Source organism: Mycolicibacterium iranicum (genome assembly GCF_014190915.1).
Classification (GTDB): Bacteria; Actinomycetota; Actinomycetes; order Mycobacteriales; family Mycobacteriaceae; genus Mycobacterium; species Mycobacterium iranicum_B.
Map to the genome: position 1 here is coordinate 1 of NZ_JACHVU010000005.1, position 23,643 is coordinate 23,643.

The 23,643-nt window shown below is 68.5% G+C and carries 22 protein-coding genes and 1 pseudogene; 16 read left to right on the plus strand and 7 right to left on the minus strand.

Annotation, left to right across the window (positions count from 1 at the left end; genetic code table 11):
* From FHR72_RS13000 to FHR72_RS13030, 7 genes and pseudogenes are all read left to right on the plus strand, one after another.
* A pseudogene (locus FHR72_RS13000) lies at window positions 1-291 on the plus strand (hypothetical protein); the annotation flags it as partial.
* Window positions 288-1,340 carry a 4-hydroxy-2-oxovalerate aldolase gene (dmpG, locus tag FHR72_RS13005; protein WP_183468506.1) on the plus strand — a complete coding sequence of 351 codons (1,053 nt, stop codon included), beginning with the start codon at window positions 288-290 and terminating at the stop codon, window positions 1,338-1,340. The pseudogene FHR72_RS13000 and the gene dmpG, both read left to right, overlap by 4 nt.
* 427 nt (window positions 1,341-1,767) lie before the next feature.
* Complete coding sequence (locus FHR72_RS13010; RefSeq protein ID WP_183468508.1) at window positions 1,768-3,063, plus strand: MFS transporter; 1,296 nt, start codon at window positions 1,768-1,770, stop codon at window positions 3,061-3,063.
* A 121-nt stretch (window positions 3,064-3,184) separates the two neighbouring features.
* The gene (locus FHR72_RS13015) at window positions 3,185-4,054 is read left to right on the plus strand and encodes a MaoC/PaaZ C-terminal domain-containing protein (protein ID WP_183468510.1); all 870 of its coding nucleotides are present in this window, start codon (window positions 3,185-3,187) and stop codon (window positions 4,052-4,054) included.
* 115 nt (window positions 4,055-4,169) lie between these two features.
* Window positions 4,170-5,339, plus strand: coding sequence for a GGDEF domain-containing protein (locus tag FHR72_RS13020; RefSeq protein WP_183468518.1), 1,170 nt, complete (start codon window positions 4,170-4,172; stop codon window positions 5,337-5,339).
* A gap of 31 nt (window positions 5,340-5,370) precedes the next feature.
* A complete protein-coding gene (locus tag FHR72_RS13025) occupies window positions 5,371-8,670 on the plus strand; it encodes an error-prone DNA polymerase (RefSeq protein WP_183468520.1) in 3,300 nt (1,099 codons plus the stop codon).
* Window positions 8,671-8,763: 93 nt separating this feature from the next.
* Window positions 8,764-9,405 (plus strand): nitroreductase family protein, encoded by a 642-nt coding sequence (locus FHR72_RS13030; RefSeq protein WP_183468522.1) that lies wholly within the window; start codon window positions 8,764-8,766, stop codon window positions 9,403-9,405.
* A 3-nt stretch (window positions 9,406-9,408) separates the two neighbouring features.
* Here FHR72_RS13030 and FHR72_RS13035 read toward each other — a convergent pair whose 3' ends face one another.
* Both FHR72_RS13035 and FHR72_RS26550 read right to left on the minus strand, forming a co-directional pair.
* A complete protein-coding gene (locus tag FHR72_RS13035; RefSeq protein ID WP_183468524.1) occupies window positions 9,409-9,873 on the minus strand; it encodes a tRNA (cytidine(34)-2'-O)-methyltransferase in 465 nt (154 codons plus the stop codon).
* A 40-nt stretch (window positions 9,874-9,913) separates the two neighbouring features.
* On the minus strand, window positions 9,914-10,039 hold the full coding sequence (locus FHR72_RS26550; protein WP_260156019.1) for a hypothetical protein: 126 nt from the start codon (window positions 10,037-10,039) through the stop codon (window positions 9,914-9,916).
* A gap of 406 nt (window positions 10,040-10,445) precedes the next feature.
* On the opposite strand from FHR72_RS26550, the gene FHR72_RS13040 reads away from it, so the two are divergent.
* The 6 genes from FHR72_RS13040 (at window position 10,446) to FHR72_RS13065 (ending at window position 16,154) form a co-directional block, all read left to right on the plus strand.
* Window positions 10,446-12,938 (plus strand): ATP-binding protein, encoded by a 2,493-nt coding sequence (locus FHR72_RS13040; protein ID WP_183468526.1) that lies wholly within the window; start codon window positions 10,446-10,448, stop codon window positions 12,936-12,938.
* A complete protein-coding gene (locus FHR72_RS13045; RefSeq protein WP_183468529.1) occupies window positions 12,935-13,330 on the plus strand; it encodes a serine protease inhibitor in 396 nt (131 codons plus the stop codon). The genes FHR72_RS13040 and FHR72_RS13045 overlap by 4 nt, the downstream gene beginning before the upstream one ends.
* A gap of 7 nt (window positions 13,331-13,337) precedes the next feature.
* Window positions 13,338-13,706 carry a DUF742 domain-containing protein gene (locus FHR72_RS13050; protein ID WP_183468531.1) on the plus strand — a complete coding sequence of 123 codons (369 nt, stop codon included), beginning with the start codon at window positions 13,338-13,340 and terminating at the stop codon, window positions 13,704-13,706.
* The gene (locus FHR72_RS13055; protein WP_183468533.1) at window positions 13,687-14,256 is read left to right on the plus strand and encodes a GTP-binding protein; all 570 of its coding nucleotides are present in this window, start codon (window positions 13,687-13,689) and stop codon (window positions 14,254-14,256) included. The genes FHR72_RS13050 and FHR72_RS13055 overlap by 20 nt, the downstream gene beginning before the upstream one ends.
* A gap of 2 nt (window positions 14,257-14,258) precedes the next feature.
* Window positions 14,259-14,810 carry a pentapeptide repeat-containing protein gene (locus FHR72_RS13060; RefSeq protein WP_183468535.1) on the plus strand — a complete coding sequence of 184 codons (552 nt, stop codon included), beginning with the start codon at window positions 14,259-14,261 and terminating at the stop codon, window positions 14,808-14,810.
* Between the two features lie 123 nt (window positions 14,811-14,933).
* Complete coding sequence (locus tag FHR72_RS13065; RefSeq protein WP_183468537.1) at window positions 14,934-16,154, plus strand: globin domain-containing protein; 1,221 nt, start codon at window positions 14,934-14,936, stop codon at window positions 16,152-16,154.
* Here the strand turns inward: FHR72_RS13065 and FHR72_RS13070 are convergent.
* The 3 genes from FHR72_RS13070 to FHR72_RS13080 all read right to left on the minus strand — a co-directional run bounded on the left by FHR72_RS13070 (window position 16,151) and on the right by FHR72_RS13080 (window position 19,853).
* Window positions 16,151-16,714: a TetR-like C-terminal domain-containing protein gene (locus tag FHR72_RS13070; protein WP_183468539.1), complete on the minus strand. Its 564-nt coding sequence runs from the start codon at window positions 16,712-16,714 to the stop codon at window positions 16,151-16,153. The two genes, FHR72_RS13065 and FHR72_RS13070, sit on opposite strands and share 4 nt — an antisense overlap.
* A 94-nt stretch (window positions 16,715-16,808) precedes the next feature.
* Window positions 16,809-19,400 (minus strand): ATP-binding cassette domain-containing protein, encoded by a 2,592-nt coding sequence (locus FHR72_RS13075; RefSeq protein WP_183468541.1) that lies wholly within the window; start codon window positions 19,398-19,400, stop codon window positions 16,809-16,811.
* 54 nt (window positions 19,401-19,454) lie between these two features.
* Window positions 19,455-19,853 carry a nuclear transport factor 2 family protein gene (locus FHR72_RS13080; protein ID WP_183468543.1) on the minus strand — a complete coding sequence of 133 codons (399 nt, stop codon included), beginning with the start codon at window positions 19,851-19,853 and terminating at the stop codon, window positions 19,455-19,457.
* 48 nt (window positions 19,854-19,901) lie between these two features.
* Between FHR72_RS13080 and FHR72_RS13085 the strand changes: the two genes are divergently transcribed.
* Complete coding sequence (locus FHR72_RS13085) at window positions 19,902-20,465, plus strand: TetR/AcrR family transcriptional regulator (RefSeq protein ID WP_183468545.1); 564 nt, start codon at window positions 19,902-19,904, stop codon at window positions 20,463-20,465.
* On the opposite strand, the gene FHR72_RS13090 is transcribed toward FHR72_RS13085, so the two are convergent.
* Window positions 20,449-21,666, minus strand: coding sequence for an NADH:flavin oxidoreductase (locus FHR72_RS13090; RefSeq protein WP_183468547.1), 1,218 nt, complete (start codon window positions 21,664-21,666; stop codon window positions 20,449-20,451). The two genes, FHR72_RS13085 and FHR72_RS13090, sit on opposite strands and share 17 nt — an antisense overlap.
* Window positions 21,667-21,692: 26 nt before the next feature.
* Between FHR72_RS13090 and FHR72_RS13095 the strand changes: the two genes are divergently transcribed.
* Window positions 21,693-22,610 (plus strand): bifunctional methylenetetrahydrofolate dehydrogenase/methenyltetrahydrofolate cyclohydrolase, encoded by a 918-nt coding sequence (locus FHR72_RS13095; protein ID WP_311736141.1) that lies wholly within the window; start codon window positions 21,693-21,695, stop codon window positions 22,608-22,610.
* Complete coding sequence (locus FHR72_RS13100; protein ID WP_183468549.1) at window positions 22,607-22,894, plus strand: DUF3017 domain-containing protein; 288 nt, start codon at window positions 22,607-22,609, stop codon at window positions 22,892-22,894. The genes FHR72_RS13095 and FHR72_RS13100 overlap by 4 nt, the downstream gene beginning before the upstream one ends.
* On the opposite strand, the gene FHR72_RS13105 is transcribed toward FHR72_RS13100, so the two are convergent.
* On the minus strand, window positions 22,891-23,643 hold the full coding sequence (locus tag FHR72_RS13105) for a ZIP family metal transporter (RefSeq protein ID WP_183468551.1): 753 nt from the start codon (window positions 23,641-23,643) through the stop codon (window positions 22,891-22,893). The genes FHR72_RS13100 and FHR72_RS13105 overlap by 4 nt on opposite strands.

Consider the following 23,643-nt stretch of genomic DNA (forward strand, 5'->3'; position numbering starts at 1 on the left):
GCGTCGATCAAGGACGTGGTGGCCGAGGTGCAGACCTATGTGCCGGGGTACCGGTTGCTCAACGAGCCGCAGTTCGACGAGCCGTCGGTGGTCAACGGCGGTCAGCATCTGGTGACGACGTTCATCGAGGTGGAGGGCGCGGGGGACTACCTGCCGCCGTATGCGGGCAATCTGGACATCATGACCGCCGCAGCGGCCAAGGTGGGCGACGAGATCGCCAAGGACAGGGTCGCTGCCACCAGCGATGAGCGCTTGCGCGAAGAGCAGACTATTTCAGGGGGCCACGCATGAGCGAGATCTATTTCAACCCGATGTGGGATGTGCGGATGACGGATACGTCGCTGCGCGACGGGTCGCACCACAAGCGTCACCAGTTCACCAAAGACGAGGTCGGTGCGATCGTCGCCGCGCTCGACGCCGCCGGGGTGCCGGTCATCGAGGTGACCCACGGTGACGGGCTGGGCGGGTCGAGCTTCAACTACGGGTTTTCCAAGACTCCGGAGCAGGAGCTGATCAAGCTGGCCGCCGAGACGGCCACCGAATCCAAGATCGCCTTCCTGATGCTGCCCGGGGTGGGCACCAAGGAAGACATCAAGGAGGCCCAGAACAACGGCGGGTCGATCTGTCGTATCGCCACGCACTGCACCGAGGCCGATGTGTCGATCCAGCATTTCGGGCTGGCCCGCGAACTCGGGCTGGAGACCGTGGGTTTTTTGATGATGAGCCACACGATCCCGCCGGAGAAGCTGGCCGCCCAGGCGCGCATCATGGCTGATGCGGGATGTCAGTGTGTCTACGTGGTGGATTCTGCGGGTGCGTTGGTGCTGGAGGGGGTGCGGGACCGGGTGGCCGCGCTGGTGGCCGAACTCGGTGACGATGCCCAGGTCGGCTTTCACGGTCACGAGAACCTGGGTTTGGGGGTCGCGAACTCCATCGAGGCGGTGCGGGCCGGGGCCAAGCAGATCGACGGATCGTGCCGGCGTTTCGGTGCGGGCGCAGGTAATGCGCCGGTCGAGGCGCTGATCGGGGTGTTCGACAAGATCGGCGTCAAGACCGGGATCGATTTCTTCGACATCGCCGATGCCGCCGAGGAGGTCGTCGCGCCGGCGATGCCGGCCGAGTGCCTGCTGGACCGCAACGCCCTGATCATGGGGTATTCGGGGGTGTACTCCAGCTTCCTCAAGCACGCCATCCGCCAGTCCGAACGCTACGGGGTGCCCGCGCACAAGCTGCTGCACCGCGCCGGGCAGCGCAAACTCATCGGCGGCCAGGAAGACCAGCTCATCGACATCGCACTCGAAATCAAACGCGAGATGGACGCCGAGGCCGCGAAAGCCTGACGACGCCGTATTCTCGGACGGCTTTGTGTCACAACGCATTCGGACCGGGACTGCCATAGCTGCGGCCGGCCCCGTGAGGGAAAGATCGGCACGATGCCGGCCGTCTCCCGAACAATCGGATCGGCAACGTATTTCGTCGATGGGAGCGGTGGTTGAGGATCTGCCACCGATGCCGCGTTGACGAGGTAGGCCTCGGGCCGTTCGCCGAAGGCCGTTCAACGGATCTTCAAGACACACCGTGGGCCGGGATTCGATGTGTCCGTCTCCGACCTCCCGGGCAGTGGAACATCGGCAGGCATCCGGGCACAGGTGAGTTTCAATAGCCACCGGCAGCCACCGGCAGCCACCGGTAGCCGCCGGCAGCGTATCGACATCTGCGCCGGCCGGTGCGACAGCCCGGTCGCGGTGTCAACGGTCAGGAGGCTCGGTGAAAGAAGCATCGGCGGCACCGGATTCCGCGCTGCTGCGACGTGTTGCGCTGTCGAGCCTGCTGGGGACGGCAATCGAGTACTACGACTTCTTGGTGTACGGCACTATGAGTGCGCTTGTTTTCGGTCTGGTGTTCTTCCCCGACTCGAATCCGGCCGCCGCCACCATTGCCGCGTTCGGCACGTTGGCGGCCGGTTACGTTGCACGCCCGGTTGGAGGAATCCTGGTCGGCCACTTCGGTGATCGACTAGGCCGCAAGGCGATGCTGGTGTTGACGATGGGCCTGATGGGCCTGGCCAGCTTTCTGATCGGTGTGCTCCCGACATACGGGGCGATCGGTGTCGCGGCCCCCATCTTGCTGGTGGCCCTGCGGATCATCCAGGGTGTCGCGATCGGCGGGGAGTGGGGCGGGGCCACCTTGATGGTCACCGAGCACGCCGAGGCCGACCGCCGAGGGTTCTGGAACGGGGTGATGCAGATGGGGTCACCGATCGGGTCCCTGCTATCGGTCGTCGTCGTCACGGCTATCACCCTGCTGCCCGACGAGCATCTGCTGTCCTGGGGCTGGCGCGTGCCCTTCTTGGTCAGCTTGCTGCTGCTGGGTATCGGAATCTATGTGCGCCTGTCGATCACCGAGAGCCCGGTGTTCGAGCAGGCGAAGCTGAACCCCGCCGGCTCGACGCGCGGGCTGCCGTTCATCCAGATCCTGCAGAAGCCGCGGACCCTGGTCCTGGCCTGCGCGGTAGGCATCGGACCGTTCGCTCTCACGGCACTGATAGCCACGTACATGATCAGCTATGCCACCGCGATCGGTTACCACCGCACCGATGTGATGACCGCACTGATCTTCACCTCGCTGACGGGCCTGATCACCATCCCGTTGTTCTCCGCGCTGTCTGACCGGCTCGGGCGGCGCACCGTCATTCTCGCCGGGGCGATCGGAATCATCGCGTACGCCTGGCCGTTCTATGCACTCGTCGATCTCCGCTCTCAGACGTACCTGATCCTCGCGATGGTGATCGCCCAAGTCATCCAGTCGATGATGTACGCGCCGCTGGGAGCGCTGTTCTCAGAGATGTTCGGAACGGCAGTCCGCTACACCGGCGCCTCCATGGGTTACCAACTCGCAGCGCTGCTGGGTGCCGGGTTCACCCCACTGCTCGCAAGCAGCGTGCACGCCGACGGCGTTTCCCGTACTCCACTGGTGATGCTGGCCGCCGGATGCGGGGTGATCACCGCCCTGGCGGTGTGGCAGCTCAGTGAAACCTCCGGCCGCGACCTGACGACCGTGTGATGGCGCGGATTGCGTCAGCGCTGACCGCACCATCGCCGCGAACAAACCATGGACGACGTCGACGCGGGGTTCGATCCCGATGTGATCTTCGGTTCGGCGGGCCTACCGCTACTGTCACCCCATGCCGATCGACCCCGACGCCATTGGTGCGACCACGCCGCCCCAGCTGTTCACCTGGACCGACCGTGACACCCTGCTGTACGCCCTCGGTGTCGGTGCGGGGACGGCCGATCTGGCCTTCACGACCGAGAACAGCCACGAGGTCACCCAGCAGGTGCTCCCCACCTACGCGATCATCGCCTGCTCACCGTTCGCGGCGGCGACCAAGATCGGGTCCTTCAACTTCAGCCGTCTGCTGCACGGTTCTCAGAGCATCCGCGTTTTCTCGCCGCTGCCGGCGTCCGGCAAACTCGAGGTCGTCAGCGAGGTGGCCGACATCCAGGACAAGGGTGAAGGCAAGAACGCGGTGGTCATGCTCAAGGCGACGGGCACCGATCCCGACACCGGGCAGGCGGTGGCCGAGACGCTGACGACGCTGGTGATCCGCGGCGAGGGCGGGTTCGGCGGAGCCCCGGGTCAGCGTCCGCCGGCGCCGGGGGTGCCGGACCGGGACCCCGACGCCCGCGTGGAGCTGACCACCCGGGAGGACCAGGCGCTGATCTACCGCCTCTCGGGGGACCGGAACCCGCTGCACAGCGACCCGTGGTTTGCCCAGCTCGCCGGATTCCCGAAGCCCATCCTGCACGGGTTGTGCACCTATGGTGTGGCCGGACGGGCGCTGGTCGCCGAGCTCGGCGACGGCGACGCGACCAAGGTGACGGCCGTCGCGGCGCGTTTCACCTCGCCGGTCTTCCCGGGGGACACGTTGACGACGTCGATCTGGCGACTGGGGTCGGGCCGGGCGGTCTTCCGCACCGAGGCGGCGTCCGCGGACGGGTCGAACGCCCGCCTGGTGCTCAAGGACGGCGAGGCCGAATTCGCCGAGCAGTGACGTGATCTCGCGTAGCAAATATTGACGCTGGGCATTCGTTTGCTGTACTGGTAGCCTTCGCGATGCGCGGGGGTTTTTGATCTGGACCTGGTGCGCGCTCGACAGGGGTGGGCCGATGTTCAACAGTTTGCGGAATTCGTCCGCTGCTGCGCTCGGTCCTGCGCTGTGGCGATTCGACCAGTACTACTGGTTCACAGCCATCCTCGCCGCCCGCGGTCTCCAGACCGCCACATGTCGCCTGGTTGCGCTGTGTATCGCGGTGGTGGGCCTGGTATCGGTCGGACTGATCGCGAGTGCGTTCGGTCCGCAATCGCTCGGTGAGAAGATCGCCGCGGTCGCGATCGCGCTGGGTTCGCTGGCTCTGGCCGTCCTGTGGTTACGCGACCATTGGCCCACCCGGGCGCAATCGCTGCTGTCGGTTCTCGGTGTCTCCGCGGGCGTCGGGGTCGCGGCCCTGATCGTCAACAACCCGGTCATCGGTTTCCTCGGCACGGCGTCCTACGTGGTGCTCACCGTGTTCGTGGTCTGTTTCCACGCCCCCCGGCTGCTGACCCTGACCTGGGCTATCGGCGCGGTGGTGCTGGGTGTGCTGGTGTTCCGGCTCGTCTCGACCGACCTCGCGGTGGCGATCTGCGCCCTGGTCATCGTGGTGCTGCTCAATGTGTTCGTGGCCATCTCCTGCCGCGCGGTGATCCGCCTGCTGCAGCCCGACGCCCACCACGGCGACATCGAGCAGCTGACCGGTCTGCTGCACCGCGACGCGTTCTACAGCTCGGTCGCGACGCTGCTCGCCTCACGCAGTCGTAGCGACGACAAGTACCTCGTGGTCGTCGCGGTGAACATCGACAGCTTCTCGCTGCTGCTCGGACTGTCCGGCTCCGGTGGCGGCAACCGGGCCCGCGTGACGGTCGGGCAGGCGCTGCGCGAGACGGTGCGGCACAACGCCATCGTCGCCCACGTCTCCGACGACGACTTCCTGATCGCCGACACGTTCACCACCGCCGACGCGTCGCCACTGGTGGAACGCATCCGCGGCGCGATCGCGGCGACACCGCAGCGGTTGACGGCGAGCATCGGCGTGGTGTGCACCCCTCTGCCGCCGCTGGCCGCCGAGCCTCCCGACGAGGTGCTCGACAAACTGATCGGCATCGCCAAGCAGGCCATCGAGCAGGCCAGGATGGCCGGCGGCAACCAGGTGCGGTACGTACTGAGGCCCACCCTCGAAGAGGACGGCGACGGCTTCGACGGGAACGGCAACTGGCCGGGCGAGGACAAGACCGCCTGACAGTCGAACGCATGTTCGATAGCATTGCGGGGTGAGTTGGCACACCGGTCCGCCGAGCTGGGGCGAGATGCGGCGCGTCCTCGAGGGCAAACCCCGTCGCGCCGGCTGGCCCATCGACGCCCAGGTCGGCGACGGCGGTGACAGCCCGGCCTGGTCGAGCAAGCGGGGGGAGTACCAGGCCCCGCAGTTCCGGAACCGTGAACCGGCGCGGACGGTGCCCTACGCCGAACTGCATGCGCATTCGGCCTACAGCTTCCTCGACGGTGCCAGCACCCCGGAGGAGCTCGTGGAGGAGGCCGCCCGGCTCAACCTGCAGTCCATCGCGCTGACCGACCACGACGGGCTCTACGGTGTGGTGCGGTTCGCCGAGGCGGCCAGGGAGCTCGACGTGGCCACGGTGTTCGGTGCCGAACTGTCCCTGGGTGGAGGTACCCGCACCGATGTCCCCGACCCGCCGGGGCCGCACCTGCTGGTGCTCGCCCGCGGACCCGAGGGCTACCGCAGGCTGTCCAGACAGCTGGCCGAGGCGCACCTGGCCGGCGGCGAGAAAGGGGTGCTGCGCTACGACTACGACGCCCTGACCGAGGCGGCGGACGGGCACTGGCAGATCCTCACCGGATGCCGCAAAGGCCACGTCCGCCAGGCGCTCACCCGGGGCGGGCCGGAGGCCGCCGAAGCGGCGCTGGCCGATCTGGTCGACAGGTTCGGCCGCGACCGGGTCACCGTCGAGCTCACCCATCACGGTCATCCCCTCGACCATGAACGCAACGCCGCGCTGGCGTCTCTGGCGCCGCGGTTCGGGCTCGACGTCATCGCGACCACCGCCGCACATTTCGCCGAGCCCTCCCGCGGCCGGCTGGCCATGGCGATGGGTGCGATCCGGGCCAGGAACTCCGTCGACGAGGCGGCGGGCTACCTCGCCCCGCTCGGTGGTTCGCACCTGCGGTCGGGGGAGGAGATGGCGCGGGTGTTCGCCCACTGTCCCGAGGTGGTCACCGCCGCAGCCGATCTCGGCGAGCAGTGCGCCTTCGGTCTCTCGCTGATCGCACCGAAGCTGCCCCCGTTCGACGTCCCCGCCGGGCACACCGAGAACAGCTGGCTTCGGCAGCTGGTCATGGAGGGTGCCCGCGAGCGCTACGGCGCGCCCGAGCATGCGCCGCGGGCCTATACCCAGATCGAGCACGAGCTGCGGGTCATCGAGCAGCTGAACTTCCCCGGCTATTTCCTTGTCGTGCAAGACATCACGCGGTTCTGTCGGGAGAGTGGCATCCTGTCGCAGGGCCGCGGTTCGGCGGCCAACTCGGCGGTCTGCTATGCGCTCAAGGTCACCAACGTCGATCCGGTCGCCAACGAGCTGCTGTTCGAACGCTTCCTGTCGCCGGCCCGCGACGGGCCTCCCGACATCGACATCGACATCGAATCCGACCTGCGCGAGGACGCGATCCAGTACGTCTACCAGAAGTACGGGCGGGAGTACGCCGCGCAGGTGGCCAATGTGATCACCTACCGCGGCCGCAGCGCGGTCCGCGACATGGCCCGGGCGATGGGGTTCTCGCAGGGGCAGCAGGATGCGTGGAGCAAGCAGATCAGCCAGTGGGGCAACCTCGCCGATGCCACCCACGTCGAGGATATCCCCGAGCAGGTGGTGGATCTGGCGATGCAGATCTCCAATCTGCCCCGCCACATGGGTATCCATTCCGGGGGAATGGTGATCTGCGACCGGCCGATCGCCGACGTGTGCCCGGTGGAGTGGGCGCGGATGGAGAACCGCAGTGTGTTGCAGTGGGACAAGGACGATTGTGCCGCAATCGGTTTGGTGAAGTTCGACATGCTGGGTCTCGGCATGCTCTCGGCACTGCACTACTGCATCGACCTGGTCGCCGAGCACAAGGGCATCGAGGTCGATCTGGCCATGCTGGACCTGTCGGAGCCCGCGGTCTACGAGATGTTGCAGCGGGCCGACACCGTCGGGGTGTTCCAGGTGGAGTCGCGCGCGCAGATGGCCACGCTGCCGCGACTCAAACCCAGGGTGTTCTACGACCTGGTGGTCGAGGTGGCGCTGATCCGGCCCGGTCCGATCCAGGGCGGCTCGGTGCATCCCTACATCAAGCGGCGCAACGGTCAGGAGGCGGTCACCTACGACCATCCGTCGATGGAGTCGGCGCTGCGGAAAACCCTGGGCGTCCCCCTGTTTCAGGAGCAGTTGATGCAGCTGGCCGTCGACTGCGCGGGGTTCTCGGCGGCCGAGGCCGATCAGCTGCGCCGCGCCATGGGCTCGAAACGTTCGACGGAGAAGATGCGCAGGCTCCGGGGGCGGTTCTTCGACGGGATGGCCGACCTGCACGGCATCACCGGGGACGTGGCCCAGCGCATCTACGAGAAGCTGGAGGCGTTCGCCAATTTCGGTTTCCCGGAGAGTCATTCGCTGAGCTTCGCGTCGCTGGTGTTCTACTCGTCCTGGTTCAAGCTGCATCATCCCGCCGCCTTCTGCGCGGCACTGCTGCGTGCTCAACCGATGGGCTTCTATTCACCGCAGACGTTGGTCGCCGACGCCCGCAGGCACGGCGTCGTCGTGCACGGGCCCGACGTCAATGCCTCCCTGGCCCACGCCACGTTGGAGAACGGGGGCATGGACGTGCGGCTGGGGATGGGCAGCGTCCGCCACATCGGGGACGACCTCGCCGAGAAGCTGGTCGAGGAGCGGAACGCTCACGGCCCCTTCGGTTCTCTGACCGATCTGACGAGACGGGTGCAGCTGTCGGTGCCGCAGACCGAAGCGCTGGCCACCGCGGGTGCGCTCGGCTGCTTCGACATCTCGCGACGCGAAGGTCTGTGGGCGGCGGGGGCGGCGGCCAGTGAGCGTCCGGACCGGCTGCCCGGAGTGGGGTCGGCGTCGCACGTCCCGTCGCTTCCGGGGATGTCCGAGCTCGAGCTGACGGCTGCTGACGTGTGGGCGACCGGGGTGTCGCCGGACCGCTATCCGACCGAGTTCCTGCGGGAGGACCTGGAGGCGATGGGCGTGGTGCCTGCCGACCAGCTGCTGTCGCTGCCTGACGGCACCCGGGTGCTGTTGGCGGGCGCGGTGACGCACCGGCAGCGGCCTGCCACTGCGCAGGGGGTGACGTTCATGAACCTCGAGGACGAGACCGGCATGGTGAACGTGCTGTGTTCCCAAGGGGTGTGGGCGCGGCATCGCAAGCTCGCGCTGTCCGCCTCGGCGCTCGTGGTCCGGGGCATCGTGCAGAACGCGACCGGGGCGGTCACGGTGGTGGCCGACCGGATGGGGGAGCTCAGCCTGCGGGTCGGATCGAAGTCCCGGGACTTCCGTTAGGGTCCGGCCCGAGTCCGTCAGGGCAGGCGCGGATGGTTGCGATGTGTCGTCGGGACATTCGAATGCCGCACCTGCAAATGTAGTGTCGGCACAATGACGCTGAACCTCTCTGCCGATGAAGTATTGACGACCACCCGTTCTGTGCGTAAGCGGCTGGATTTCGACAAGCCGGTGCCGCGAGAGGTGTTGACCGAATGTCTCGACATCGCATTGCAGGCGCCGACCGGATCGAATGCGCAGGGGTGGCAATTCGTGTTCATCGACGATCCCGCCAAGAAGCAGGCGCTCGCCGAGATCTACCGCACCAATGCCACGCCGTATCTCGAGGCCGAGAAACCCACCTACGGCGACGTGCGTGACGAACGCACCCCGCTGGTCGTCGACAGCGCGAAATACCTCAACGAACGCCTGCACGAGGTGCCGGTGATGATGATCCCGTGCCTGGAGGGCAGACCCGACGGCGCACCGGCGGGGATGAGCGCCGGGTTCTGGGGATCACTGCTGCCCGCGGTCTGGAGTTTCATGCTGGCACTGCGCTCGCGGGGGCTGGGTTCGGCGTGGACGACGCTGCACCTCATGGGTGAAGGTGAGAAGCAGGCTGCGGAGATTCTCGGAATTCCGTTCGAGAAGTACGCACAGGGTGGACTGTTCCCCATCGCCTACACCAAGGGCACCGACTTCAAGAAAGCCAAGCGCCTGCCCGCCGACGAGCTGACGCACTGGAACACCTGGTAGGGGTCAGACGGCGCCGGTGAAACCGTGCTGGCGCCACGCCTCGTAGACGGCGACGGCGGCCGCATTGGACAGATTCAGCGAGCGCCGGCCGCTGAGCATCGGGATACGCACCTGCGCCGTGATGTGGGGATCGGCCAGAGTGGCCGCGTCCAGGCCGGTCGGTTCCGGTCCGAACATCAGCACGTCGCCTGGCGCATAGGAGATCTCGGCGAACGACGTCGTGGCGTGCGCGGTGAACGCGAAGACCCGGGCCGGGGTGAGCACAGACCATGCGCCGCTCAGATCCGGGTGCACGGTCACCGAGGCGAGGTCGTGGTAGTCGAGCCCGGCGCGACGCAGCTTGGGTTCGGAAAGGTCGAAGCCGAGGGGTTCGACCAAATGCAGCTCACAGCCGGTTCCGGCGACCATGCGGATCGCATTGCCCGTGTTGGGTGCAATGCGCGGCGAGTAGAACAGCACCCGGAACACGGTGGCAGGTTACGTGTCCCGGGCGGTGAGTTCTACCGGCTCAATCCAGGCAGGTCTCGTAGCTGGCGATGGAGATCAGACCTTCGAGGGTGTCGAGGTCGACCACTTCGCTGCTCATCGCTCTCATCAGGGGGGAATCGCCGATCTCCGAGGCATCGGCCAACATGGCAACCTCAATACCGTTTCGAACCATCTTCGCACCTCCGTTGTGCGGGCCTGGTTACCCATCGTGGCGCCGTTAAACGCGGCGTCTGTTCTTAATTCTTCCTTATTTTGCGCGTCCTCCGACTTCGAAGGTATAACGATCCTCTTGCGTTTCGGCGGAGGCATTTTCGTGTCGCAGCCCGAATTCGGTCGCTGAATTCACACAGCGAATAGCGATTTGCTGGCGAGCGAATCTTCGCCTCGGTCACCGAGTTTGCGGAACTCCTTTCTTGTGGAAACCGCAGTGACGGGCTGGCATACTCGTCCAATTGCCAGGCCCGCCCGGTCGTGGGCGCCATCCGCAGGAAGCCTTATGAACGACGCTCGACCCGTGATCTGCGCGCGCCCGACCGACGGGACGGCCCGCCGTGAGCCCTGACAAGCGACCGTCCCGGTGGGCGCCATCCAACTGGCCGGTGCGGATCAAGGTGCTGGCCATCGTCCTCGTACCACTGGTCTTGGCCTGCGTCTTCGGTGGCCTGCGGGTGTACGGCAGCGCCACCGCCGCCCAGAACCTCCGGCACGCCGCCGAGCGGGCCGACATGGTGCCCGCCGTCGCCGACTACATGGCCGCCCTCGAGGACGCGATGGTGACCGCCACCGACGGCGGCGACGCCCCGGCTGCTTTGACGCGGTTCGACGACGCGAAGTCAGAACTCGTGCACCGCCTCGACACCGCGCAGGTCGACGACAGCGTCCGCCAGGCCGTCAACTCGCTGGTGGAGTCCGGGCAGAACCTGCTCGACAAGATCGCTGCGGGCACGATCGATCTGCGCACGAGGGTCATGACGTACGGGCCGCTGCTGATCACTGCGGAAACGGCCATCACCGGCCTGGTCGGCACCGGCGAGGAAGGCGTGCGCTCCGAGGCGGACGTGCTGTCGCGGGCTGTCGGTGCGCGCGGTCAGATGGCGATGCAGCAGATGCTCGTGACCCGGGGCGCCGAGGTGCCCGAGCCGGTTCTGCGTGCTGCGATGGTGACGTTGGCCGGCACCGAACCGGCAACGGTCACCGCGATGGGCAGCTTCCTCGGGGGAGCGACCGGGCAAGCCGATCAGCTGCGTTCCCAGATGGTCCGGCGGATGTCCCTGCTGTCGGAGCCGGGCACGGTGCTCGTCGGCAACCCCGACCTGCTGGCTTCTCAGCGCATCACCGCCGACATCGCCGGCGGGCTGATCGCCCAGACCGTCGCGGACATCCCGGCCACCGTCTCCCGGCAGGCCGAGGACGCCACGGCCGCGGCGATCCGCGACGCCGCCCTGACCGGAGCGGCGATCCTCGTCGCGCTCGGCCTCGTCACGCTGGTGGCTCGCTCGCTCGTGCGGCCGTTGCGTACCCTGCGCGACAGCGCGCTCACGGTCGCCCACGAAGACCTGGCCCGCGAGGTCGAGCACGTCCGCAGCGACGGCAAGGAATTCACCGTTCAGCCCATCCCGGTGCACACCACCGAGGAGGTCGGCCAGGTCGCCCACGCCGTCGACGAGCTGCACCAGCAGGCCGTCCTGCTCGCCGGCGAACAGGCGCGCCTGCAGCTGCAGGTGACCGACATGTTCGAGACACTCTCGCGGCGCAACCGGTCGCTGGTCGACCAACAGCTCAGCCTCATCGACCGGCTGGAACGCGACGAGGAGGATCCCGACCGGCTCGAGAGCCTGTTCCAGCTGGACCATCTGGCCGCCCGGATGCGCCGCAACGGCGCCAACCTGATGGTGCTCGCCGGGGCCCAGATGTCCCGCGAACAGGCCGAGGCGGTTCCGGTCGCGGCGCTGGTCAACGCCGCCGCGTCCGAGGTCGAGGAATACACCCGCGTCGTGACCTCCGGCCTGCCCGACAGCGAGATCGACGGAGCTGTGGCCGGTGACCTCGTGCATCTGCTGGCCGAGCTGCTCGACAACGCACTGCGCTACTCGCCGCCGAGCACCCAGGTGCGGGTCTCGGCGGTGCCGACCGGAAACAACGGCCTCGTCGTCGAGGTCAGCGACACAGGCCTGGGGATGACCGAGTCCGACCTGCGGGTGGCCAACACCCGGCTGGAGTCCGGCGGCGAGGTCAACCCGTACACGGCGCGTCACATGGGCCTGTTCGTGGTCGGTCGGCTGGCGGCCCACCACGGCCTGGTGGTGCGGCTGCGCAGCACGGTCGCCGGCCAGGCGGACTCCGGCACGACCGCCGGCGTCTACATCCCGAGCCGACTGCTGGTCCGTCCCACGCCGGCGCCGCCGCAGCTGCCCGAGCCGGCCCGCGCATCCGAGGGCCCGGCGCCGACTCCCTCGCGCAGCCCGGAACCCGTGATCGTCGCGGCGTCGCCAGAGCCGCCGTCCGAAGTGCTGCCCCAGCGCCGCCCCGGGGCCAGCGGGATCGTCGAGCCGCCCGCCCCCGAACCGGTTCCCGCCGCGCCGCCCGTGCGCACCGACGTGTCTGCGTACTTCGGGGCCAGGGAGGGCGCCAGGGAGTCCGCGCACGAGCCCTCACCCCGTGCCGGCCACGCCGCCCTCGACGACGACGCGATCTATCAGAAGATGCTGTCGGAGTGGCTCGTCGATCCCCACGAGCTCTCCCAGAGCACCGACCTGAACTGGCGATCGGTGTGGGACCACGGCTGGTCGGCCGCAGAAGCTGCCGAGGCCGCGCCTGTCCACGACCACACCGCCGAAGGCCTGCCGGTCCGCCGGCCCGGTGCGCGGCTGGTGCCCGGGCACGCCGACGAGCGGCCACCGGCGCCGAACGCGCAACCGGGCGACGAGCAGGCGGTACCCGCGCGCGATCCCGAGGCCCTGCGGGCCAGCATCGGCAGCCATTTCGGCGGCGTCCACGCCGGCCGCAGGCACGCCCTCGAAACGGGAGGCCCGGCCACGTCATGACGGCGCAGAACGTGGACTGGTTGGTCGCCCGGTTCGCCCGCGAGGTGCCCGGGGTGTCCCACGCGATCCTGGTGTCGGCCGACGGCCTTCTGATGGCGGCCAGCGAGCACATCCCGCAGGAGCGGGCCGACCAACTCGCGGCGGTGGCATCGGGGCTCGCCAGCCTCTCGACCGGCGCTGCCCAGCTGTTCGACGGCGGCTACGTGCTGCAGTCGGTCGTGGAGATGGAGAACGGATACCTGCTGCTGATGCGGGTGGGCGACGGCTCCAACCTCGCTGTCCTGGCCGCCCGCAGCTGCGACATCGGGCAGATCGGCTACGAGATGGCGATCCTCGTGGAACGCGTCGGTGCGGTCGTGCAGTCGCGCCGGCGCGCGCCCCAGCACTCGTGAGTCGGCGATGGGCGCACACGAAAGGCGGGAACCCGGGCCGAGCCTGGTACGTCCGTACACGCTGACAGCCGGACGCACGGACACCGGTGTGTCCTTGCCGCTGGAGGCGCCGATCGGCGTCGTGAGCCCGGCCCAGCCCGCCCACTGGCCGGGCAACGACGTGCGCGGACAGATCGTGTGGCTGTGTGCCGAGCGTCCCTCTGTGGCCGAGATTGCCGCGCATCTCTCACTGCCGCTCGGCGTGGCGCGGGTGCTGGTCGGGGATCTGGTGGTGCAGGGTTACGTGCGGGTGCACGCCACCCTTGGCGAGGCCTCGACGGCCGACGAACGACGGGAACTGATCGGAAGGACACTGCGTGGCCTCAGGGCGCTCTAGATCGGCCTCGACGAAGATCGTCGTGTCCGGCGGCTTCGGCGCCGGCAAGACGACGTTCGTCGGCGCGGTGTCCGAGATCGTGCCGCTGCGCACCGAGGCGCTGGTCACCAACGCCTCGCAGGGGGTGGACGGGCTGGAGGCCACCCCCGACAAGTCGACCACCACGGTCGCCATGGATTTCGGCCGGATCAGCCTCGACGAGGACCTGGTGCTGTACCTGTTCGGCACGCCGGGGCAGCGCCGGTTCTGGTTCATGTGGGACGACCTGATTCGTGGGGCGATTGGCGCGATCATCCTGGTCGACGTCCGCCGGCTGGAGGACAGCTTTGCGGCGGTGGATTTTTTCGAGGCCCGCAACCTGCCGTTCCTGGTTGCCGTCAACGAGTTCGACGGCGCCCCGAGCCATCCGTTGCCCGCGGTGCGCACGGCGCTGGCCCTGTCCGAGCACGTGCCGATGACGACCGTCGACGCGCGCAGTCGTGAGTCCGCCAAGGCCGCACTGATCGCTGTGACCGAGTACGCGTTGAGCCGGCTCGCGCCGACGGGCTGAGGATGAACGCCCACGAGGCCGATCGCGAATTCGAGGGTCGCAGTTTCCGCGACGAGGACCTGAGCCGCCTGCGCACCGAGCGGGTCGTGTTCACCGAATGTGACTTCACCGGGGCCGACCTCTCCGATTCCGACCACACCGGGTCGGCGTTCCGCAACTGCACGTTCCGTCGTACATCACTGTGGCACAGCACGTTTCGGCACTGTAGTTTTCTGGGTTCGTCGTTCGCGGAATGTCGGCTGCGGCCGCTGACGGTGATCGAGGTGGACTTCACGCTCGCCGTCTTGGCCAATGTCGATCTGCGCAAGGCCGATCTGTCGGACTGTCGTCTACGCGAAACCAGTCTGGTGGGTACCGATCTGCGCGAGGCGGTGCTGGCCCGAGCCGACCTGACCGGCGCCCGGGTACAGGGCGCGAAGGTCGAGGGTGCCGACCTTCGTGGGGCGCGCGTGGACCCCACCTTCTGGACGACGGCCGCTGTGCGCGGCGCCAAGGTCGACATCGACCAGGCGATCGCGTTCGCCGCCGCTCACGGCCTTGACATCGGCGGCTGAAACCGTATCCCTGCAGGTCAAAAAACCGCACGTCGTCGCGTGTTTGACCCCATAGCCGCAAAAGTCGCATGTGAAATGCGCAATTAGTAGCGTCGGTGACGTACCTGCAATGGAAGGAAGCCGATGACCGTCACCGCCGCCCCCGCCGGACTGGAACCCGTTCACGCACAAACTGTCTCCGCGACGCTCCCGCTGATCGGCGCACACATCGACGAGATCACCACGGAGTTCTACCGGCGTATGTTCGCCGCCCACCCGGAACTGCTGCGCAACCTGTTCAACCGCGGCAACCAGAAGCAGGGCGCCCAGCAGCGCGCACTCGCGGCCTCGATCGCGACGTTCGCCGCCCACCTCGTCGACCCCGCACTGCCGCACCCCGCCGAGCTGCTGTCCCGGATCGGGCACAAGCACGCCTCGCTCGGCGTGACCGCCGATCAGTACGCGATCGTGCACGAGCACCTGTTCGCCGCGATCGTCGACGTGCTCGGGGCGGACACGGTCACCGCCGAGGTCGCCGAGGCGTGGGATCGCGTCTTCTGGATCATGGCCGACACCTTGATCGCGCTCGAGCGTGACCTCTACGCCGAGGCCGGTGTGGAGCCCGGTGACGTCTACCGCCGCGCCACGGTCGTCTCCCGCGTCGACGACCCGTCGGGCGCGGTGCTGCTCACCGTGCGCCCCACCGGCGAACCGTTCCGCGGTTTCGTTCCCGGACAGTACGTTTCGGTCGGCGTGACGATGCCCGACGGGGCGCGGCAGCTGCGGCAGTACAGCCTCGTCAACGCCCCGGGGGCCGCCGAGCTGACCTTCGCGGTCAGGCCGGTCGATGCGGTCGCCGGGCAGCCGGCGGGCGAGGTGTCCTCCTGGATCACCGCCCACGTCCGCGTCGGTGACATCCTCGACGTCACCGTGCCGTTCGGCGACCTGCCGGCCCCCGACGGCGCGACGCCGCTGGTGCTGATCTCGGCCGGGATCGGCGTGACGCCGATGATCGGCATCCTGGAACACCTCGCCGCGTCCGCGCCGGACGCCGAGGTGCAGGTGCTGCACGCCGATCGCGACCCGGCCGTGCACCCGCTGCGGGACCGGCAGCAGCTGCTGAGTGCCGCGCTGCCGGGGGCGCGTCTGGAGACGTGGTACGAGGACGGAGTAGAGGACGGCCCGGGCGTGCACCGGGGACGGATGGACATCTGCGCGGTCGACATCCCCGGCGACGCCCAGGTGTACCTGTGCGGCAACAACGGTTTCGTGCAGGCGGTGCGGGCACAACTGGCCGACCGCGGCATCGCGGGCGGGCGGGTGCACTGCGAGCTGTTCTCGCCGAACGACTGGCTTCTGGGTTAGTCGGGAGAGATCGCGCGTGTCACCAGATCCGCGATCGTCCGGCAGTACTCCGGGCTGATGGGGTCATTGGAGTACAGCGCGAAGGTGTGGAGGGGCGACGTCAGCAGTTGCAGCGCAACGATCGGTTTGACGTCGCTCCTCAACTCGCCCCGCTCGCTCGCGCGCCGGAAGATGCACTCCACCATGTCCCGTCGGACGCTCCAGAAGTGGCCGCGGGTGTTCGGATCGACCGCCTCGGACCTGCTGTCGATCACCAGCATGCGCGAGATCCTGCGCCCGACCGGTTCGTTGAGGTACCCGGCCAGGGCCAGGGCGAGCTCGACGAGATCACCGTGCAGAGAACCGGTGTCGGGCAGCGTCATCATCGTTTTGCTGTAATGCAGCAACGCCTCGGCGATGAGTTCCTGTTCGGTGGCCCAGGTCCGGCGGACGTAGTCCGGGCTCAGCTTCGCCCGCTGCGCGACCCCTTCGAGCCGGAAGCGGTCCACGCCCCACTGCTGCACTTCGGCCAGCGCGGCGTCGATAGCGGCCGCGCGCTGTGCTGCTTCGGTGTCCGACAACTGATTTCCCCCTTCAGCCCCGCGTCGAGCGTACGGAATCCGAAGGCGATTGCTGTGCAATTCAACCAATTTCGTGCGCACAGCACGTTCACAGCTAGCCGGCGGCTTTGAGGCGGATCCGCCACCGCACGAGGGCGAGGTAGGCGATGCTGATCAGCGCCAGCATTCCCATGTCGAAAAGCCACGTGCCCGCATTGTGTTCCCAGTGGCGGTCCTGCGGCGTCAGCGGACCCGGCACCAACCGGATCAGGTCGACGGTCGATGCCGACGCGGCGAATCCCCAACGGGCGGGGGTGAACCAGGACATCTGATCCAGCACGAGGCGGTCGGTCACCGGGATCATGCCGCCGGAGAACACCAGCTGGCTCATGATCGCGACCACGAGCAGCGGCATGATCTGCTCGGCAGACTTGGCCAGCGCCGACAGGGCGAGCCCGACCATCGCGGCGGCCACACACGTCACGGCGATGTCGACGAACAGCTCGATGCTGCGGTTGCCGATCACCGAACCGCTCTCGACAGCCCCTGGGCCGAAACCCTTGCCGATGATCGCGATCGTCGTGACGATCGCGGCCTGCACGATCGCGAACGCGGTGAACACCACGACCTTGGCCATCAGATAGGCCGACGTGGACAGGCCGACAGCCTGCTCGCGACGGAAGATCGCCCGCTCGCCGATCAATGCGCGGATCGTCAGCGCGGTGCCCATGAAGATCGCGCCGACATTGAGCATGACCAGGATCTGGCCCGGTTCGTTGGGCGCCTCGCCGCCCTCCATCGCGGTCTTGGGCACGCCGAAGCCGACGTCACCGGGAACCGACAGCGACAGCACGCCCATGATGAACGGCAGCAGCATGAGGAACGCGAAGTAGCCGCGGTCGGAGACCACCAGCCGGATCTGGCGCCGGGCGATGGTGGAGAGCTGCCGGCGCAGGCTCGTGCGGGTCGGGTTGCCGAGCTCCGAGGGCGTCAGCGCGGGTGGCTGGGGCGGTGGCGGCCCGTGCTGGGCCAGGTAGCGCTGCGCGGCCGCGTCGGGGTCCCCGGCCACGGAGCTGAAGATGTCGGCCCAGTTCGTGGTCCCCATCGACGCGCCGATCTGGCTCGGGGGACCGTAGAAGGCCGTCTTGCCGCCGGGGGCCAGCAGCAGCACCTGATCGCACACGTCGAGGTAGGTCAGCGAGTGGGTGACGACGAGGACGACGCGGCCCGCGTCGGCCAGTTGGCGCAGCATCGTCATGACCTGACGATCCAGCGCCGGGTCCAGCCCGGAGGTCGGCTCGTCGAGGATCAGCAGCGACGGGCCGGTCAGCAGTTCCAGCGCGACGGAGGCGCGCTTGCGCTGACCGCCGGAGAGCTTGTCGACGCGGGTGTCGAGATGCTTGGTCATCTCCAGCTCTTCGAGCACTTCGTTGACGACCTGTTCGCGGTCGGCCTTGGTCGTGTCGGGCGGCAACCGCAGCTCGGCGGCGTACATCAGCGCCTGGCGCACCGTGAGCTGGCCGTGCACCACATCGTCCTGCGGCACCATGCCGATCCGGGAGCGCAGCGAGGCGTACTCGGCGTGCACGTCGTGCCCCTCGAACGACACCTGACCCGTGGTCGGGTGGGTGTAGCCGGCGACCAGCCGCGCGAAGGTGGACTTGCCGGCACCCGACGGCCCGATCACCGCGGTCAGTGTTCCCGGCCGTGCGGACATCGAGATGTTGTCCAGCAGGGTCTTGTTGTTCTCGATGGTCCACGTGACGCCGTGGACGTCGAGGCCGCCGGTGGCCGTCGCGGCGGCGGTCTCGGTGCGCCGGACCAGTGTGCCGTCGCGGAACAGCAGGTCGACGTTGCCGATCGTGACGGTGTCGCCCTCGGAGAGGAACGCGCTGTCGACCCGGGAACCGTTGACGAACGTGCCGTTGATGCTGCGGTTGTCGCGGATCTCGGTCCCCGAGGGTCCCTGGATCAGCGTGGCGTGGTGGCGCGAGGCCAGCACGTCGGGGATGACGATGTCGTTGTCGCTCGAGCGGCCGATCTTGATCGAACCGGGCGGCACGTCCGCAGGCCTGCCCGGACGCAGGATCTTCAGCATGCTCGTGGCGATGTTGCCGTCGCCGCCGGAGCGCGGTGCCGCGGCGGGCCCCATGACCGTAACGGGGTCCATCGCCGGTGCCGAGATCGGCTGCGCCGGGGCGGGCCGCGACTGCGCGGTGGCGTGCGGCTGCGGCGCCGACGTGGGCGGCCGCTGGTAGGGGCCGCTCATGGACCCCGGTTGCGGGCGAGGTGCCGGCGGGCGGCCGGTCGGGGGCGGCTGTTGCGCGGGCCAGGTGGCGCTGGGGCGGTGCGCGACCGGCATGGCGGTCGTGGGCGGCGGGGTGCCGGCCGTGCCCTGGTGGCGACCCACCTCGAAGGTCAGCAGCGGACCGTCGGGGTTGCCGACGTGGATCTGGCCACCGTCGGAGATGTCCGCGGCGGGCACGCGCCTGCCGTTGGCGTACATGCCGTTGAGGCTGCCGTTGTCGATCGCTATCCACCGGCCCTGATCGAAGCGCAGCACCAGGTGGGCGCGCGAGATCAACGGGTGGGCGATCCGGACGTCGGCACGCAGGTCCCGGCCGACGACAACGTCGTTGCCGGCCGCGAAGGTTCGTGTGGATCCGTCGTACCGAACGGTCAGAGCAGGGGATCCTGGGCGGCTCACAGGGCCGCTCCGGCGGCGACTTTAAACATCGCGACCAACTGTATCGGTAGGTGCCTAGGCCGGGATGTGCCACCTGACGGTGTCGGTGATCTGTTGCAGCGCCGTTATCTGCCCGTTCTCCACGGTGATCACGTGAGCGAACGCCGCGTCGACGCGTTCCGGCGCATCCCGGGCCCGACCGCGGTAGTTGCCAAGCACGACCATGCGGCCGCCGTCGGCGTCGGCCCCCAGGTACTCGCCGGGTACGACGTCGACGTCGTAGGCCGCGGCGATGCGCCCCCACACGCCGGTGATCATCGCGACACGCCCGTGGTGTTCGCCACCTACGCCGTGGGGCATGCCTGCGCTGACCGTTCCTTCGAAATCGTCTGTGAGCAATGCGGATAACGCGTCGACGTCGCTCTCGGACAGCGCGCGGTAGAAGCGCTGCACGACATCCCGGACGGTATGCATGGCGTCTCCTCTCTTATTGGAGAGTAACCTCTATTTTAAGGTGGAGCAATGCCGCGGCCCGCCAGATACACCGTCGATGTCCTGCTCGACGCCGCGGCGGAACTGCTGGCCGCCGAAGGGCCTGCGGCAGTGACGATGTCGGCGGTGGCCCGCAGCACCGGCGCGCCGAGCGGCTCGGTCTACCACCGGTTCCCGACCAGGGCGGCGCTGTGCGGCGAGCTGTGGGTGCGCACCGAGGAGCGCTTCCAGGAGCATCTGCTCGGCGCGTTGTCGGGCGACGGCGATCCGCAGCAGCGGTGCGTCGCCGGTGCGCTGTGCATCCTGCAGTGGTGCCGGGACCATCCGGTCGAAGCGCAGGTGTTGCTCGCAGGGCCGAACGAGCTCGGCATCGGGGACTGGCCCGAGGCTGTCTCCGCGCGCCGGAAGCGGTTGCAGCGCAAGTTGCGCAAGATCCTCGCCGAGATCCCGGCTGACGGCGGCCGGGTCAGCGCCGCGGTCATGGACGTGCCCGCGGCGATCGTGCGGCGCCACCTGAGGGCGCGTCAGGCCATCCCGGCCGGCGCCGACGACATCGTCGCGGTGTGCGCGAGGGCGCTCATACCCCCGAACTGACCTGCCGGTCCGGCGACCCGGTCACGACGCAGTGCGTGTGGCTGTAGATGGTGGCCATGCACTGGTTGCAATGGGTGCACACCGACCGCACCGACCGCTGCGCGCCGTCGGCGTGGATGCGGTTGATCAGGTCGGGCTCGGCGAGCAGTGCCCGGCCCATCGCGACGAAGTCGAAACCCTCGGCCATGGCGAGATCCATCGTCTCGCGGTTCGTGATCCCGCCGAGCAGGATCAGCGGCATGCTCAGTTCGGCGCGGAACAGGCGGGCGTCACGCAGCAGATAGGCCTCGTGGTAGGGATATTCGCGCAGGAATTTCTTGCCGGTCATCCGGATGCCCCACCTCAGGGGCGGCGTGAACGCGCCGGCGAACTCCTTCACGGGAGCATCGCCGCGGAACAGGTACATCGGATTGACCAGCGAGCTGCCCGCGGTCAGCTCGATCGCGTCGAGGCCGCCGTCCTCTTCCAGCCACTTCGCCGTCTGCAGGGACTCCTCGGTGGAGATGCCGCCGCGCACCCCGTCGGCCATGTTGAGTTTGGCGGTCACCGCGATCGGCGTGCCGGCCTTCTCGACGGCCCGCCGCACCGCGAGCACCGTCGCGCGAGCCACCTTCGCACGGTTGGCCAGGGATCCGCCGAACTCGTCGGTGCGGCGGTTGATCAGCGGCGAGAGGAACGAGCTCGCGAAGTAGTTGTGGCCCAGATGCACTTCGACGGCGTCGAAGCCGGCGTCGATGGCCATCCGGGCGGCGTCGGCGTGCGCCGCGACGATGTCGTCGATGTCGTCGCGGGTGGCGTGCTTGGCGAAGCGCATCGACATCGGGTTGAAGAACCGGACCGGGGCCAGTGCCGTCGCCCTGTTGGTGCGGGCGTTGGCGACCGGCCCGGCGTGGCCGATCTGCGCGCTGATCGCCGCCCCCTCGGCGTGGATCGCGTCGGTGAGCCTGCGCAGCCCCGGCATGGCCTCGGTGCGCCAGTAAATCTGCTTGCCCTCGGTGCGCCCACCCGGCGAGACGGCCAGATAGGCCACCGTCGTCATACCGACACCGCCGGCGGCGGGAAGCCGGTGATAGGTGATCAGATCGTCGGTGACCAGCGCTTCCGGTGTCGCGGCCTCGAACGTCGCGGCCTTGATGATGCGATTGCGCAGTGAGATCGGGCCGAGCGTGGCGGCAGTGAACACATCGCGAGGGGCTGTCATGTGGGGAGCCTGTCACAATGATCGCCGTGGGTGCGATCACTTTGGACGGCAAGGCCACGCGCGACGAGATCTTCGTCGACCTCACCGAGCGGGTCGCGGCTCTGACCGCGGCGGGCCGGACACCGGGACTGGGCACGGTGCTGGTCGGCGACGACCCCGGATCTCAGGCGTACGTGCGGGGTAAGCACTCCGACTGCGCGAAGGTAGGGATCAACTCGATCCGGCGCGACCTGCCCGCCGACATCAGCCAGGCCACGCTCGACGAGACCATCGACGAGCTGAACGCCAACCCGGAGTGCACCGGCTACATCGTGCAGCTGCCGCTGCCCAGACACCTCAACGAGAACGCGGCACTGGAGCGGATCGACCCGGCCAAGGACGCCGACGGGCTGCACCCGACCAACCTGGGCCGCCTCGTGCTCAACGAGCCGGCGCCGTTGCCGTGCACGCCCCGCGGCATCGTGCACCTGCTGCGCCGCTTCGAGGTCGAGATCGCCGGCGCGCACGTCGTGGTCATCGGGCGCGGGGTCACCGTCGGGCGCCCGCTGGGGCTGCTGCTGACCCGCCGGTCGGAGAACGCCACGGTCACGCTGTGCCACACCGCAACCCGGCACCTGCCCGAGATCACCCGCGAGGCGGACATCATCATCGCCGCGGCGGGGGTCTCGCACATGGTCACCGCCGACATGGTGCGTCCCGGCGCGGCGGTCGTCGATGTGGGCGTGAGCCGCGATGACGCGGGCAAGCTCGTGGGCGACGTCCATCCCGGGGTGTGGGAGGTGGCCGGGCACGTGTCACCCAATCCCGGTGGCGTCGGACCGCTGACGCGGGCGTTCCTGCTGACCAATGTCGTCGAACGGGCCGAAGCTTCCGGCGATGGGCGCCCGCGCGAAGAGCCAAGGGCCGGCGATGAGCCTTGCGCGAAGAGCCAAGGGCCTGAGTGACGGAGTTCGCGCGCAAGTTCTTCGGCGGGCAGTGGCCGATCCTGGTGGTCGGCCTCTTCCTGGTCGCGGCGTTCGTCCTGGTGGCCACGGGCTACTGGCGGCGCGGCGCGCTGGTCATGTCGATCGGTGTCGGAGTCGCCGCGGCGCTGCGACTGGCACTGTCGGAGGACCGCGTGGGGCTGCTGGCGGTGCGCAGCCGCACCGTGGATTTCGTGACCACCGCGTCGGTCAGCGCCGTGATGCTCTACATCGCGTGGACGATCGATCCGCTGGGCACCAGCTAGCCCATCCGCTCGATCGCGAAGGCCGTCAGGAAACCGATGGCCGTGATGAGACCGGTGAACAGGTGGGCCTCGTCGAACGCCTCGGGCACCATCGTGTCGGCGATCATGGCGAGGATCGCGCCCGCGGCGACGGCGGTGATGACCGCGACCACGAACGGCGACGCCCCGGCCAGTAGCACGTAGCCCAGGGTCGCCGACACACCGCTGATCACGGCGATGCCGATCCAGACGCCGAAGACGTACCGCGCGCTGCGGCCCGCCTGCTTCATCCCGGCTGCGCTCGACAATCCCTCGGGCAGGTTCGAGATGAACACGGCGGCCAGCATCGGCAGGCCCACACCCTGACCGCCGATCAGCGTGATGCCGAGGACGACCGACTCCGGTACCCCGTCGAGCAGCGCGCCGACGGCGATCGCCGTGCCGCTGCCGCCGGACTGCTCTTCGGTCGGCTGGCGGCCGTGTGAACGTTTGCGGTGGCGGGCACCGTAGCGGGACAGTACGGCGTTGGCCAGGACGTAGGCGGTGGCGCCGGACACGAAGCCCAGGGCAGTGGCCGGCAGCCCGCCGCTGCGCTCGGCCTCGTCCACCAGGTCGAAGGCCAACGCCGAGATCAGGACCCCCGCACCGAACGCCATGACGGTGGCGACGATGCGCGGGGGCACGCGAACCGTCCAGGCGATAGCGGCGCCGACCACGAGCGCCCCGCCCGCGACGAGGCCCCACCATCCGGCTTCCAGCCAGCCCGGCAT

Excerpts from the sequence above, each read along its gene's own strand:
- FHR72_RS13080 (WP_183468543.1), bottom strand. The coding sequence starts at position 19,853 with ATGCATACCGTCCGGGATGTCGTGCAGCGCTTCTACCGCGCGCTGTCC.
- FHR72_RS13030 (WP_183468522.1), top strand. The coding sequence starts at position 8,764 with ATGACGCTGAACCTCTCTGCCGATGAAGTATTGACGACCACCCGTTCT.
- FHR72_RS13060 (WP_183468535.1), top strand. The coding sequence starts at position 14,259 with ATGAACGCCCACGAGGCCGATCGCGAATTCGAGGGTCGCAGTTTCCGC.
- FHR72_RS13050 (WP_183468531.1), top strand. The coding sequence starts at position 13,338 with ATGGGCGCACACGAAAGGCGGGAACCCGGGCCGAGCCTGGTACGTCCG.
- FHR72_RS13105 (WP_183468551.1), bottom strand. The coding sequence starts at position 23,643 with ATGCCGGGCTGGCTGGAAGCCGGATGGTGGGGCCTCGTCGCGGGCGGG.
- FHR72_RS13020 (WP_183468518.1), top strand. The coding sequence starts at position 4,170 with ATGTTCAACAGTTTGCGGAATTCGTCCGCTGCTGCGCTCGGTCCTGCG.
- FHR72_RS26550 (WP_260156019.1), bottom strand. The coding sequence starts at position 10,039 with ATGTTGGCCGATGCCTCGGAGATCGGCGATTCCCCCCTGATGAGAGCG.
- FHR72_RS13085 (WP_183468545.1), top strand. The coding sequence starts at position 19,902 with ATGCCGCGGCCCGCCAGATACACCGTCGATGTCCTGCTCGACGCCGCG.
- FHR72_RS13065 (WP_183468537.1), top strand. The coding sequence starts at position 14,934 with ATGACCGTCACCGCCGCCCCCGCCGGACTGGAACCCGTTCACGCACAA.
- FHR72_RS13045 (WP_183468529.1), top strand. The coding sequence starts at position 12,935 with ATGACGGCGCAGAACGTGGACTGGTTGGTCGCCCGGTTCGCCCGCGAG.
- FHR72_RS13090 (WP_183468547.1), bottom strand. The coding sequence starts at position 21,666 with ATGACAGCCCCTCGCGATGTGTTCACTGCCGCCACGCTCGGCCCGATC.
- FHR72_RS13015 (WP_183468510.1), top strand. The coding sequence starts at position 3,185 with ATGCCGATCGACCCCGACGCCATTGGTGCGACCACGCCGCCCCAGCTG.
- dmpG (WP_183468506.1), top strand. The coding sequence starts at position 288 with ATGAGCGAGATCTATTTCAACCCGATGTGGGATGTGCGGATGACGGAT.